The organism is Corynebacterium sp. UD i78, assembly GCF_056280545.1.
In genome coordinates, this window is sequence record NZ_JBWCED010000001.1 from 1,803,624 (window position 1) to 1,816,023 (window position 12,400).

The following is a 12,400-nucleotide window of genomic DNA, read 5'->3' on the forward strand; positions in this document are numbered from 1 at the left end:
CCTACAGCTCGTCGAGGTCGATGTTGCGCGGCCCGTAGAGCCGGTCGCCTGCGTCGCCCAGACCCGGGACGATGTAGGCGTCCTCGTTGAGGCCCGGGTCGATCGTCGCCGTGATCAGGCGACCGACCGGCAGCCCCGAATCGCGGACCGTCTCCACGCCCGGCACCGCCGAGACCATGCACACCACGGTGATGTCCGTGGCGCCACGACCCGCGAGCAGCCGCAGCGCGTGGATCAGCGAGCCACCGGTCGCCAGCATCGGGTCCACCAGGAACACCGTGCGTCCGGTGAGATCCTCCGGCAGTGCCTCCAGGTACGGCACCGGCTCGTGGGTCTTCTCGTCACGCGCCATGCCGATGAAACCGACCTGGGCGTCCGGGATCATCGACAGTGCGGGATCGACCATGCCGAGCCCGGCGCGGATGATCGGCACGATGATCGGCGGATCCTGCAGGCGGCGTCCTTCCGCGACGGCCACCGGGGTCGTCACGTTGAACGTCTCGACCGGAAGGTCCCGGGACGCCTCGTAGATGAGCATCATCCCCAGGTCAGCGAGCGCCGCGCGGAAGGCGGCGTTGTCGGTCCGGGCGTCCCGCATGATCGTCAGCCGTGAGGCGACGAGCGGATGGTTTACCTCGACAATCTCCATGCGTTCCAAAATACTTGGCCACGCGGGGAACCACCGCACCGCAACCGGAGTCAAACAATGACATGACCGGAATCACAGCTGAACCCGCCGCACTGACCGCCGTCGCCGACCGGGCGGCGCTGACCGCCGGACGCCTCGCCGCCGGGACCGACCCGGGTGAGGGGCCGCCGGTGTTCGCGCTCCCCCAGGCGTCGCGCTTCCTCACCGCGCTCACCGCCGCCCGGACTCGGCAGGCCGCCGCCGCAAACGACTTCGCCCGCTTCTACGCGGACGCCGGGGCCTCCCTCACCACGCTTGCCGGAGCACTGACCCGCCAGGAGGACGCGGCAGCCGACAGTTTCAGTACGTTCACCGGAGGTCCGTCATGATCCCGGACCTCACCGCCCTGGTCACCCCGGTCGCCCAGCTCATCCCCGCTGCGCCGGCCCCCGGTATCCATCCACTCACGTCCCTGCTGGAGGACGCCGGTCTTGGTGATGCACTGTCGGGCCTTCCCTCTCTGGCGGAGTCCGCGGTCGCCGGTGCCGCCGGAACAGCGGTGGTCTCCACCCTGGCGGACGCCGGACAGCGGGCGGTGGAGCTGCTCCGGTTGTCCGGCGACCTGGAGGTGCTGGCCGAGGAGGCGGTCGCGGCGGTGACCCGGGCAGCCGACGACATCACCCTCATCGCCGGGCAGTGCGCCCGCGAGATCGTCGCACTGCTCATGGTCTCCCCGCTGAATCCGACGACCGGGGCTGCCGCCGCACAGATCGGCTGGGAGCACCTGGGCCGGGCCGCGGAGCGGCTCACCGTGCTGGAGTCCGAGTTGGATGGTCTGGCATCTCAGGTGGAGACGGTGGACGCCGCATCCCCGGTTGCCCCGGCCTCACCCTCGGCACTGTCGGGGGTGCCGGAGGACTCAGGGGCACAGACGCCCACAGCGTCCCCGGTATCCGGTACGGCGTCCGGCACCGGGTCAACGGAGCCTACGGACAGTTCCGGCGACGTAGTCGGCGCGCCCACCCCGGAAGCCGCCGCGGCGGTCGAAGCGGCGACGACGGCGCTGGGCACCCCGTACTCCTGGGGCGGAACAGTGCCCGGCCAGGGACTCGACTGCTCCGGGCTGACCCAGTGGGCCTACGGCCAGGCGGGTGTCGACATCCCCCGGACCGCCAGTGCCCAGGCCGTCGGGCCGCAGGTGCCGATGGACCAGCTCGCACCCGGTGACCTGGCAGTGTGGGACGGCCATGTCGCCATGGTCACCGGCGACGGCATGATGATCGAGGCCGGTGACCCGGTGCAGATGTCGCCGGTACGTACCGAGAACATCGGTATGGCCTTCCACGGCTTCTACCGACCCACCGGATAGGAGAACACGATGCAGAACCGCTCCGGACTCGCCCGGATCACCTCCACCCCGCCCGACCCCGGCTACCACGCCAGTCAGTTCCTCGGTACTCCCCCTCCGACGGTGCCCGCGGTCCTGGACCGGAGTCTCTTCGGTGCCGCTCCCGGTGCTGCTCACCGGAGCGCCGCCGGGGGTTCCCCCGGAGCCACCGACACGTCGGGGGCACAGACCGTCGCACCACCACGCTCCGCCCGCTAGAATTGCCGTCCATGGCAGAACGCTCGGCAGACCACGGAATCGTCCCCCTCGAACTCGAGACCACCAACGGAACCTTCTTCACTCTCTGGGCTCCGGGATGGACCGCCCGGGGCGAACAGTGGCAGGCATTCCTCGGTGACGATTCCGGGGTGTTCGGCTTCGAGTCCCCTGCTGCACTGCTCGCCTGGATCCGGGACCACAAGGGTGCTGACGCCCACGATCTCACCGACCATCCGAAGTGGGCCTCGTTCACCGAGAACGCCGCCGCGAAGGTCACCCCCCGCAAGTCCGGGAAGATCAGCTTCATCGAGGTCCCGAACAACCTCGCCGGCCGCCCCTCCTTCGACAACGTCAAGGCCGTCGCCTCCGCATTCGACGTCATGAAGTCCTTCGGCGCGGTCTGCGGCATCGAGAAGATCAACTCCTGGTTCCGCTCCTACTCCATCCTCGGCAACACCTCCCGCGGCGCCGACCACTACAACGGTGAGAACGGTCTCGGCGAGTGGTCCAACGTCGGTTACACGGTGCTGGGCAACTGGAAGGACATCCTGGAGCTCGTCGACGAGCAGATCGTCTCCCCCGACGTCGACGAGAAGTCGCTGGCCACCGCCGAGGACGACATCACCGCCGCCGAGGACGCGAAGAAGGAGGCGGACGCCGCTGCTGCCGTCGCCGAGCAGGACGCCTCCGAGGCCGCCGAGACCGCCGAGACCGCCGAGACCACAGCCCAGGACGCCGACCCCTACGACTCGACCCCCTGGGCCGCCGCCGGTATCGACCCGGTACGTATCACCGTCGACGGCACGACCGTCTACACCCTGCGCTGCTACGTCGGCGACCGCGAGCCGGTCTTCCTCGGCGAGAACGGCCAGATCCACACCTTCACTTCGGGCCGGTCCCTGGTCCGGTGGATCGTGGACGCCAAGGACCACGACCTCTCCCACTTCGAGACCTGGGACGACCTGGTCACCTTGGCCAATGCCGGTGAGCTGGAGGTCAGCGTCCACCCGTCGAACGAGTACGGTTTCACCGGCCTGCGTGAGGACATCGCCAAGGGCACCGATGCCGTCGACACCGACCAGCTGAGCCGCGCCTACGAGCTCGTCGCCGACGCCGCCGACTGGGCCGACGATGACTCCGTGAACAAGGTGCTGCTGGCCTACCCGCGGCTGCAGGATTACGTGGCCTACATGCTCGGCTCCCCGTCCTCCGGCACCCCGACCGCCCCCTTCGACGAGGAGGCTGAGGGCTGGGGCGAGATGGAGCGTCGTCTCACCGAGCGTTTCACGAAGTTCTGAGCCTGCCCACCGCGCGGGATCCGGTAGCTCGTGGTCCTATAGTTGACCGGTGACCAGCCCGACTCCCCCGTCCCCGACATCCGGAACTCCGGCCCCCGACGCTATCCCCACCTCCCCGGGATGGTGGGCCCTGCTCACCGCGATCCACAACCCGCGTCCGACCTGGCCAGGTGCCCTGCGGGCCGCCCTGGCTGTGGCGATCCCCGCCGGTACCGCGCTGCTGCTGGGCTACGAACAGCAGATGCTGCTCATCACCGGTGGCTCCTTCGCCGTCATCTACGGTGAGGGCCACCCGTTCCGATCCCGGTTGAAGATCATGGTCACCGCCGGGCTGCTTCTCTCCCTGGGACAGATGGCGGGTGCTTTCGTGGGCTCGGTGGTCTGGCCCGCGATCGACGCCGGTGGGTCCGACTGGTGGATGCTGCTCATCGCGCTCTACGCCACCGCCGTCTCCGCTCTGGTGGTGTTCATGCAGAACGCCCTGCGTCTTCCCCCGCCGGGCGGCTTCTTCATCATCATGGTCTCCGGTGGCGCGACGATGGTCGCCAAGCAGGGCATGAACCCGGTCGAAGTCGGCGGCTGGGCCCTCCTCGGCGCCGTAACTGCCATCCTCATCGGCATGGTTCCTGCCCTGTGGGGTCTGCACCGCCCGGAGATCACCGCGGTGGAACGCCTGGAGAAGGCGGTGGCGTCCTACGCCACGGATCCCGCCCCCACCGTCGCCCGCACCCACCAGGTCGAGACGCTGCTCGTAACTACCTGGTACACCCTCTTCGACGCCGGTCACGCCCGCGGCGGAGAGAGCACATCCCATGCCTGCCCCGACCAACCCGGAACTCTCAGTGAAGAGCTGGTGCAGCGCACCCTCACCGCCCATGTGCGGCTGGCCCGGAGCAACCCCTCGGTCGGACGCCGCGACGGTTCCGCCGCCGAGGAGCTCACCGACACCCCGAACTACATCGACCTCTCCCGGCACAACGTGCCGTTGGCCCGGCCGTCGATACGCTACCGCGTGTACCGCTCACTGCACTGGTATTCACGGGCGACGATGGCGTCGATCAAGGTCACCGTGGCCTGCCTGGGTGCCGGTGTGCTGGGCATCGCCTGCGGTTTCGACCGGCCGGACTGGGCGGTGCTCTCGGCGATGCTGGTGCTGCAGTGGGGTCCGGAGCGTCGCTCGGGAACAATCCGTGGTCTGCACCGCGTCATCGGTTCGGTGGTGGGTGTGGGTATCTTCGCAATCCTTCACCTGCTGGGTGTCCACGACTGGACGCTGCTGCTGGCCCTGGCGGTCTGCCAGTTTTTCGCCGAGGTCTTCGTCGTGAAGAACTACGCGCTCACGGTGGTGTCCTCGACCTCCCTGGCCCTGCTCATGGGCGGCACGATCCACCTGCCGCTCGGCGAGGTGATCAGCGCCCGCTGGGCGGAGATCGGGCTGGCGACGGTGTGTTCCCTCGGCGTGCTGTGGCTGTACCCGCGCGCTGCCACGGTCCGTCATGCGCAACGGCTGGTCAACCGTTCCTTCGAGGCGATGGGTGCGCTGCTCGGTGAGTTGATGACCGCCCCCTCGGTGCAGGACGCCCTGTCCCAGCGCCGCGACCTGCAGTACGAGCTGCTCAGCGAGCGTCGTGCCGCGCAGTCCGTCGCCCTGGACGCCGCCGGTTTCGCTGACCGGCACTGGCCGCGTCACCTGGTGATCCAGCGCTCCGGCTACGGACTGCTGGACTTCTGCACCGCCGTCGGTGACCGCCCGGCGACCCCGGAGGAGATCACGCGGCTGGCGGCGACGGTGAAGGACGCCCGGCAGGCAGCGACGTCCTGATCCCCCGCTACCTGCCGGAGTCGGCGGAGGAGGAGGAGACAACGTCGTCGTCCTCCTTCTCCTCCTCCGGGGCGACGATGCGACGCACGCCCCAGATGATCTCGGCGATGCCGACCCAGGCGGCAGTGTGGGCGATGGCGAACAGGATGCCCTTGAAGATGCTGAGGTCACCGTCGTCGGCGGTGAACATGAGGATCAGCGGGTAGATCATGCCGATAACCATGATGCCCAGGCAGGCCAGGTAGACCTTCGACTGCGACCGGTCGCGACCGGCAACGGACAGCTGCGCGGTGTTGAACTGCGCCTTGGCCGGGGCCGGCTGCACCGGGGCACCGAAGTTGCCGGAGCTGAACTGCTGCTGGCCGTACTGACCCTGCTGCCCGGACTGCGCGAACTGGGACTGGCCGTAGGGCGACTGGCCCTGCTCGCTGTAGCCGCTGTACTGACCGTAGGGGCTCTGCGCGGAGCCGGCGGCGTGGGCCGGGGCGGCGTCCTCCGGGAAAGAGGAAGACCCTGCATCGCCGGAGGCGTTGATCACACCGGTCGACGCGGCGTCGTAGGACGGGACCGCGGAGGAGCCCGACGAAGAGGACTCCGAGGACACCGAGGACGCAGAGGACGCAGAGGGCACCGAGGACGCAGCAGGGCTGTCGGCGAGCTGGTGCAGCCAGGAGACGTCGATGACGCCGTCGGGACCGGCCAGCGCAGCCTCGTAGGTGTTGCGCTTGGAGGGGTCGGAGAGGATTGCCCGTGCCGTCGCGAGCTGGTCGACCTCCGGGGAGTTCGTCGGATAACCCTGGCCGACGAGTCCGTTGATCCGTCCGTCGAGCAGCGTCCCGATTTCCGCGGGCGGCATGTCCTTGTCCAGCCCCAGCTCGGTGTACAGGTCGTAGTTGGGCATTGCTCTGGTCACGTCCGTTCTGGTTCTCGGTGAGTGAACCCTACTCATTATTGACAGAGTGAAACACTAATACATCAACCTGAAAATTCGTCGGGAATCTCACGGGAATGTCATGAACAGACCGGAATGCCTCTGAGATCGTCCTCTGCGTTCTCCGCCGACAGCAGCAGCGAATACCTGGCCTTCCCTGCCGCCTGCGACAGCGCGACCTGTGCATCACCCACCGGACCGATCTTGATGACGCACTCCCCGTCGGACCACACCTGGAGCTGCTGACTCGATCCGAGCCGGTCGCGGGTCGCGGCGGCCTCCGCCTGCGCCCTGACCTGGTCCGGGCCGGCCAGTGCGTGGGCGGGCACCTCGGGGAACCGCCGGACGAAATGCCAGGCTTCCTGGCTCATGGTATCGCGCAGTGACCGGAGGGTGAGCATCTCGAAGACGATGAGGCGAAGGCGTAGAGGTCCACGGACTCCCCGGCACCGGTCCGACCTGGACCGACCGGAACTGCTCCGGGGCCATGTACCGGTCGGTGCCGATGAGGAATCCTGCGGAGGTCAGGCGGGTCCCGTCCTGGGTGAGGCTGATGCCGAAGTCGGTGAGCAGCGGGACACTCCATGCACTGTCGCGGTGGGCGCGGTCCGGCACGAGGATATTCGCCGGCGTCATATCACAGTGGATGACCTGCGCCGTGAGGCGATGAGTGCCCCGAGGTCACCGCCTTCGACATAGTCCATGGCGGAATACGCCACCCCCTCCGGCGAGGTCCGTGCCGAGTGCACGCTGACGATCGCAGGATGACGCAGCTGCCCGAGGATCCGACTCTCCTGCCGGAAACGCTGCAGGCTGTCGGGGGGGGCACCGGCACTCTCCAGTACCTTCACCGCGACCCACCGGTTGAGATCCCGGTCGCGGGCCCGGTAGACCCGCCCCATGCCGCCCTTGCCGGTCTGGGTGAGGTCGGTGAGGCTGTGCCGTTCCTCCAGGCAGGCCAGGAACCTTGTCTGTCCCGGCGCCGGGGTTCGCGGTAAGCGAGGCGGCGAGGGCCTGCAGGAGCAATTTCTGCTCCTCGCCCGCCTCGAAGCGTCCCACCGTCATCGTGCCGAGGTCGATGCCGTCGTCGAGGACGGGAGGAACCTCCGGTCCATGAACTCGGCGCCCTCCCCGACCGGGAAGGACGCCGAGCGCCCGGTCATCAGGGTCTGCCCGGGTCGAGGGCGACGCGGTGCCCGATGAGATCGTCCACGACCATCTGGCCGGGGGTGTACCGCGTCCTGCGCCACTGTTCCTCCGTGCGTTCCGTGCGCTGCGCCCGGAAGGCCCGCGTGTCGACCAGCCCATCCTATCCGACGAGGTCGGAGCCGGGAATGTCAGTACTCGTCCTCGGCGCGCTCCAGTCGGCGGGTGCGGACATTGGTCAGGACGGTGAACAGTACCGAGGCGACGACGATGCCGAGAGTCCCCCAGCCCACGGCCGCCTTGGATATGTAGGCCCCGCCGTCGTTGCTGTTGTTCGAGGCAGCCTGGTTCATCGACATCAGGCGCAGCTGGTCCGCCAGCGCCTGGTCGACCTGAGACGAGTCGGCTGCGTTATCGGTGTTCCCGGTGTCGTCCTTGTTCTCCTTGTCGTCCCCGGCCGCGTCCGCGTCCTGGGCGGCGGCGATACGGTTCGCGCCGCCTGTCGCCGCACCACCGGCAGCCGTACCGGCGGTACCGGTGGCACCGGACGTCACTGCGGGAGCTCCCCCACCGGTACCTGCTGCGGCCCCGGACACCGGGACAGAACCGATCGGGGCGGACTCGCCCGACGCGGACTTGCAGGAGACGCGGTCGGTGCCCTTGTCATAGCCGGGCACCAGACCACCTTCGGCGAACAGCGTCGCGGTGAAGGCGGCCATACCCTCCTCGTTGAGCGACGGGACGCTGTCATTGCGCGGCATACCGAAGGCCACCTCACCCCGGGCGTCCGCCGGGACGGTGATCTGGTCGGTGCTGAAGCTGCTGTTGAAGACGACCGGCAGGTTGCGGGTGTCCACCCGCCCGCTGTCGATGCGGGACGCGGCGACCAGCTGGTCCTCGCCGGCGACATTGACCGGCAGCGTCAGCGCATCCGAGGTGACCTGGGCGAACGGGAAGTAGCCGGCGAACAGTGCGCCGATCTCGCCGGGCAGCTGCACCTGGAAGGTGCCGTCGACGGAGAAGGTGTCACCCGCGGCGACCTGGTCGGGCAGGTTCAGGGTGATGCTGGCGGTGAGGTCCATGTAGCTGGGCTCGGTGGGGTTCTCGTCGACGGTGACCGCGCAGTTGTAGGTCTGCTGGGCGGTGGCGGGGGCGGCGAGCGCCTGCGGGAGAACGGACACCGGGGCGAGCCCGAGTCCGAGAGCGGCGACGGAGCCGCAGGCCGCGGTCCGGACGATGGTGGAGTTTTTCGGCATGGGGCTAACCCTCCAGATCTCTGCGGGTGGTGGCGAAACGAAGATAGGACTGGGTGGCCACCGAGACGGCGGCGGCGACGACGAGACCGGCTATGACCAGAAGCATCCAGTCCGGTACCCAGATGTCGTTCTTGTGCGGGTCGTCCTGCGGGGCGGCCTCCTCATCGGCGGGGCCGGCCTCCCCGGTCGCAGGAGTCGCTTCCTGCATGGCGGACGCCGGGACAGACACGGAGCCTGACGCCGGCGGTTCCGTGGACTGCGCGACGGCCGTCCCGGTTCCGGTGGCGCCCACGGTCAGGGCGAGGGCGGCGGTGGCGACGCAGGCCTTCCACCGCCCGGTTCGTGAATGGGTCACTGGTTTCCTCCCAGGTTGGCGTCCCGCAGCGCATCGGCCGGAGGGACGAGTGAAATCTTGTCGACCGGGCCGGTGACCGCAGCGCGCAGCGCGACGACGGTCACCACACCCATGACGGCCAGGGCGATGAGGGGGACGGCGATATGCGTCCCCACCCCCAGTGCCCCGGCGACGGCGCCGGCGGTCACGCATCCCAGCAGGACGCCGGCCGCCAGTCCGATGAGCACGCTCACCGCACCGACGACAACGGTCTCCGAGCCCACCAGGCGGCGCAACTGGGCGCCTTCCATGCCCAGCAGCCGCAGGACCGCGAACTCGCCGGACCGGTCCCGCAGGCTCGTCGTCAGGGTGACGACGGCACCGAGGACCGCGATGACCACGGCGACCGCGAGCATCGCCGTGGCGATGACCCGCGCCGTGTCTACCATGGTGTCGACCTTCGCGTCGGTGACGGCGGTGCCGGTGACCGGCAGATCACCACCGATGGTGGCCACGGTGCGCACCGATGTCAGCACGTCGCCACGGTCGGCGTCGCCGTCGACCCGGACCCACATCGCCGAGGGGGCGGTCGTGATGCCGACCGCCGAGGTCACCGAGGGGTCGATGAGGCCGGACAGCGGCAGGTCGGCGACGTAGTGCACGGTCAGTGCACGTTCCCCGGTGGGGCCGGTGAGAGTGACCGTCGATCCGTCACGGAACGGTGCCTGCTCGGAGGCGGGAAGGTACACCGCATCCGGGTCGGACTCCGCCAGGGGGAACCGGCCGTCGGTGACCTTCCCGAAGTCCTCGGCGTGACCGGCGACCATGTCGGTGATCAGCCGGGTCTCGCTGCGGGCCTGCCCCGGGGAGGACGCCGACTCCGGCGAGGGTTCCCCGGTCAACCGCATCTGGCCCATGGTGACCGGTACGGTACCGTCGGTCCCTTCGACCTGGTCAAGTGCCTCCAGCACGACGGTGTCGAGCGGGGCGGATCCTGAGTAGGCGCCGACCATGATCTCCGGGCCGGGGTCGTCGCTGGAGCGGGCGTCCGCGATCGCGGAGACCGACGCCAGACTGACCCAGCTGACCGCCATGACCGCCGCGGCGAGCACCACGGCCATCCCGGTGGCGGCGGTCCGCCCCGGGAAGCTGCGGATCTCCGCCGCACCGATCTCCCCGAGCGGATGCCGGTCACCGATGAGCCGTCCTGCGAGACCCGCCGCCGCCCAGCACAGTGCCGGAACGGCGAGGGCGAGCGCGAGGGCGAAGAGCACCCCGACCACGACCGTCGCACCGGACCCGGCGAACCGGGACATGAGCAGGGCGAGGGCGGCGAGCACGACGACGGCCGCCAGCCGGGCGGTGACGGCCTTCGGCCGTGCCTGGCCGGCACCGGTGGACCGGCGCAGTGAATCCGCCGGGGAGACACGACCACCGGCGACCGCGGGTCCTGCCACGGCCACCAGGGCACCGAGGACGGCGACGACCGGGACCGCGATGAGCGGGGCCACCGGGACGACCACCTGGGACCAGGGGATCTCCGGGACGCCGGGGACCATGCCGAGCAGTGGGGTGGCCAGGTAGGCCAGGCCGATGCCGACCGGGACCGCCAGCAGTCCGCCGACCAGGGCGATGAGCGCGGACTCGAGGAAGAGGACCGCACTGATCTGGGTCCGGGAGGCGCCGATGAGCCGCATCAGCGCGAGCTGGCGCCGGCGTCCCGGCAGGGACGCCCAGATCACGGTGCCCAGCACCGTCAGAGCGACGAAGGCGGTGATCAGTGCGAACCCGTTGACGGTGAACGACAGGATGGACAGGCCGGTGTCGTAGAGGGTCTTGGTAGACGTCACGAGTGCGGCGGTGGTCTCCGGCCAGTTGCCCGGGACCGTGGCGTTGATCTCGTCGGTGACCGCCCGGACGTCGGCATCCGGTTCCAGGGCGATGCGCACTTCATTGGACCCGTCGGTGCCGGCGAAGGCCTGCGCGAGTTCCGGGGTGACGACCGCGTAGTCGGTGCCCGTGTAGTCCAGGGCACCACGGGTGTCGACCTCACCGACGACCGTGAAGTCGCCGGTGCCGGATTCATCGGTGCCCATCGTGACCTCGTCACCGAGACTGAGCCCGGTGGATTCCATGGTCTCCCTGCTCAGCGCGACCTCGGTGCCGGTCTGCGGGTAGGCGCCGTCGGTGAGGTCCTGCCAGCGGAAGTTCTCCGCGGGCAGTGACTCGATAACGGTCGGGGTGACCTTCCCACCGGCCCACAGGGCGGCCCGGGCGCGGGTGAGTCCGTCCGCCGAGGCCACGCCGTCGAGAGCACCGAGACTGTCCACGTCCCCCGGGGACATGCCGGCCCCGCCACCGGCGGCAGTCGGGTCGGCGTCCTCTCCTCCGACGCCGGTCCCGGCGCCGGTCTGGGCGCGCACCACGAGGTCAGCGCCCTCGTAGCTGATCCCGGCGCCGGCGTCGACGCGGTTGTCGAGGGTGGTTCCCAGGACGCTGCCGACGACGACGAGGATGCCACCGAGCAGCACGGCGACGAGCAGTGCGCGGGTGCGGCGGAATGCCGCGAGCTCATGCCCGACGAGGGACAGGGTGGTGGGGACACGCATCAGGCGCCCGCTCCGACGTCGGAGGTGAGCCGCCCGTCGGCCATCCGGTGGACCGAGTCCGCGCGTGCGGCGATGCGGTCGTCGTGGGTGACGATGACGAAACTCTGCTGCCGGTTCCGGGCCGCCCAGGTGAACAGATCCACCAGGTCCCCGGCGGTGGCGGAGTCCAGTGCCCCGGTCGGTTCATCGGCGAAGATGATGTCGGGCTGGCTCAGCAGGGCCCGGGCGACAGCGACGCGCTGCTGCTGGCCTCCGGAGAGCTCACTGGGCCGGTGGTCGAGACGGTGCGAGATGCCGAGCGACTCCGCCAGCGAGTCGACCTCGGCGTCATCCACGGAATGTCCGGCGAGACGGACCGGCAGGGTGATGTTCTGACGGGCGGTCATCCGGGGCAGCAGCTGGAAGTCCTGGAAGATGAAGCCGACCCGGTCGCGGCGCAGCCGGGTCAGGGCCTTGTCCCGCAGGCCGCCGAGGTTGACGCCGCCGATGGCGACACTGCCGGCGTCCGGGCGGTCGAGTCCGGCGAGCAGTTGCAGGAGGGTGGACTTCCCCGAGCCCGAGGGGCCGATGACGACGGCGATCTCCCCGGGTTCGACCGTCAGCGAGACATCGTCGACGGCGGTGACGGTCTCGTCACCGGAACGGAAGTACCGGGACAGGCCGGCGGCGCGGACCGGCGATGAGGCGTGTGACACGTGCGGAGGCTCCTCGGATCAGTCAGTGCGGATGCAACTGAATGTAGCCTACCTTTAGCGGGCGCGCCTCACCTA

Annotated in this window: 13 protein-coding genes; 5 read left to right on the top strand and 8 right to left on the bottom strand. The window is 69.5% G+C overall.

Translation table 11 applies throughout. From position 1 onward, the window contains the following. Position 1 precedes the first annotated feature (1 nt). Positions 2 to 649, bottom strand: a complete 648-nt coding sequence (gene upp, locus ACZ9GM_RS08500; protein WP_291473352.1) for a uracil phosphoribosyltransferase — start codon at positions 647 to 649, stop codon at positions 2 to 4. A 62-nt stretch (positions 650 to 711) separates the two neighbouring features. On the opposite strand from upp, the gene ACZ9GM_RS08505 reads away from it, so the two are divergent. Genes ACZ9GM_RS08505 through ACZ9GM_RS08525 form a run of 5 tightly spaced genes read left to right on the top strand, consistent with a single transcriptional unit; the run spans position 712 to position 5,354 of the window. After that, positions 712 to 1,017, top strand: coding sequence for a hypothetical protein (locus ACZ9GM_RS08505; protein WP_476037629.1), 306 nt, complete (start codon positions 712 to 714; stop codon positions 1,015 to 1,017). Continuing rightward, the gene (locus ACZ9GM_RS08510; RefSeq protein WP_476037630.1) at positions 1,014 to 1,997 is read left to right on the top strand and encodes a C40 family peptidase; all 984 of its coding nucleotides are present in this window, start codon (positions 1,014 to 1,016) and stop codon (positions 1,995 to 1,997) included. Before ACZ9GM_RS08505 ends, ACZ9GM_RS08510 begins: the two co-directional genes overlap by 4 nt. Positions 1,998 to 2,006: 9 nt before the next feature. After that, complete coding sequence (locus tag ACZ9GM_RS08515) at positions 2,007 to 2,234, top strand: hypothetical protein (RefSeq protein ID WP_291473349.1); 228 nt, start codon at positions 2,007 to 2,009, stop codon at positions 2,232 to 2,234. 11 nt (positions 2,235 to 2,245) lie between these two features. Further along, complete coding sequence (locus ACZ9GM_RS08520; protein ID WP_476037631.1) at positions 2,246 to 3,532, top strand: hypothetical protein; 1,287 nt, start codon at positions 2,246 to 2,248, stop codon at positions 3,530 to 3,532. Between the two features lie 49 nt (positions 3,533 to 3,581). Further along, positions 3,582 to 5,354, top strand: coding sequence for an FUSC family protein (locus ACZ9GM_RS08525; protein ID WP_476037632.1), 1,773 nt, complete (start codon positions 3,582 to 3,584; stop codon positions 5,352 to 5,354). A gap of 7 nt (positions 5,355 to 5,361) precedes the next feature. Here ACZ9GM_RS08525 and ACZ9GM_RS08530 read toward each other — a convergent pair whose 3' ends face one another. From ACZ9GM_RS08530 to ACZ9GM_RS08560, 7 genes are all read right to left on the bottom strand, one after another. After that, positions 5,362 to 6,267 carry a hypothetical protein gene (locus tag ACZ9GM_RS08530; RefSeq protein ID WP_476037633.1) on the bottom strand — a complete coding sequence of 302 codons (906 nt, stop codon included), beginning with the start codon at positions 6,265 to 6,267 and terminating at the stop codon, positions 5,362 to 5,364. 98 nt (positions 6,268 to 6,365) lie between these two features. Continuing rightward, positions 6,366 to 6,686 (bottom strand): hypothetical protein, encoded by a 321-nt coding sequence (locus ACZ9GM_RS08535; RefSeq protein ID WP_476037634.1) that lies wholly within the window; start codon positions 6,684 to 6,686, stop codon positions 6,366 to 6,368. Positions 6,687 to 6,917: 231 nt separating this feature from the next. Then, positions 6,918 to 7,247: a protein kinase domain-containing protein gene (locus tag ACZ9GM_RS08540; RefSeq protein WP_476038333.1), complete on the bottom strand. Its 330-nt coding sequence runs from the start codon at positions 7,245 to 7,247 to the stop codon at positions 6,918 to 6,920. 375 nt (positions 7,248 to 7,622) lie between these two features. Beyond that, positions 7,623 to 8,687 (bottom strand): hypothetical protein, encoded by a 1,065-nt coding sequence (locus ACZ9GM_RS08545; RefSeq protein ID WP_476037635.1) that lies wholly within the window; start codon positions 8,685 to 8,687, stop codon positions 7,623 to 7,625. A gap of 4 nt (positions 8,688 to 8,691) precedes the next feature. Next, positions 8,692 to 9,042, bottom strand: coding sequence for a hypothetical protein (locus ACZ9GM_RS08550; protein WP_291473343.1), 351 nt, complete (start codon positions 9,040 to 9,042; stop codon positions 8,692 to 8,694). Then, positions 9,039 to 11,630: an ABC transporter permease gene (locus ACZ9GM_RS08555; RefSeq protein WP_476037636.1), complete on the bottom strand. Its 2,592-nt coding sequence runs from the start codon at positions 11,628 to 11,630 to the stop codon at positions 9,039 to 9,041. Before ACZ9GM_RS08555 ends, ACZ9GM_RS08550 begins: the two co-directional genes overlap by 4 nt. Then, positions 11,630 to 12,325 (bottom strand): ABC transporter ATP-binding protein, encoded by a 696-nt coding sequence (locus ACZ9GM_RS08560; RefSeq protein ID WP_476037637.1) that lies wholly within the window; start codon positions 12,323 to 12,325, stop codon positions 11,630 to 11,632. Before ACZ9GM_RS08560 ends, ACZ9GM_RS08555 begins: the two co-directional genes overlap by 1 nt. Positions 12,326 to 12,400 lie beyond the last annotated feature (75 nt).

What these genes read in the sequence shown, in the direction of transcription:
- ACZ9GM_RS08520 (WP_476037631.1), top strand. Translation starts at nt 2,246, where the DNA reads ATGGCAGAACGCTCGGCAGACCACGGAATCGTCCCCCTCGAACTCGAG.
- ACZ9GM_RS08555 (WP_476037636.1), bottom strand. Translation starts at nt 11,630, where the DNA reads ATGCGTGTCCCCACCACCCTGTCCCTCGTCGGGCATGAGCTCGCGGCA.
- upp (WP_291473352.1), bottom strand. Translation starts at nt 649, where the DNA reads ATGGAGATTGTCGAGGTAAACCATCCGCTCGTCGCCTCACGGCTGACG.
- ACZ9GM_RS08510 (WP_476037630.1), top strand. Translation starts at nt 1,014, where the DNA reads ATGATCCCGGACCTCACCGCCCTGGTCACCCCGGTCGCCCAGCTCATC.
- ACZ9GM_RS08545 (WP_476037635.1), bottom strand. Translation starts at nt 8,687, where the DNA reads ATGCCGAAAAACTCCACCATCGTCCGGACCGCGGCCTGCGGCTCCGTC.
- ACZ9GM_RS08535 (WP_476037634.1), bottom strand. Translation starts at nt 6,686, where the DNA reads ATGCTCACCCTCCGGTCACTGCGCGATACCATGAGCCAGGAAGCCTGG.
- ACZ9GM_RS08515 (WP_291473349.1), top strand. Translation starts at nt 2,007, where the DNA reads ATGCAGAACCGCTCCGGACTCGCCCGGATCACCTCCACCCCGCCCGAC.
- ACZ9GM_RS08505 (WP_476037629.1), top strand. Translation starts at nt 712, where the DNA reads ATGACCGGAATCACAGCTGAACCCGCCGCACTGACCGCCGTCGCCGAC.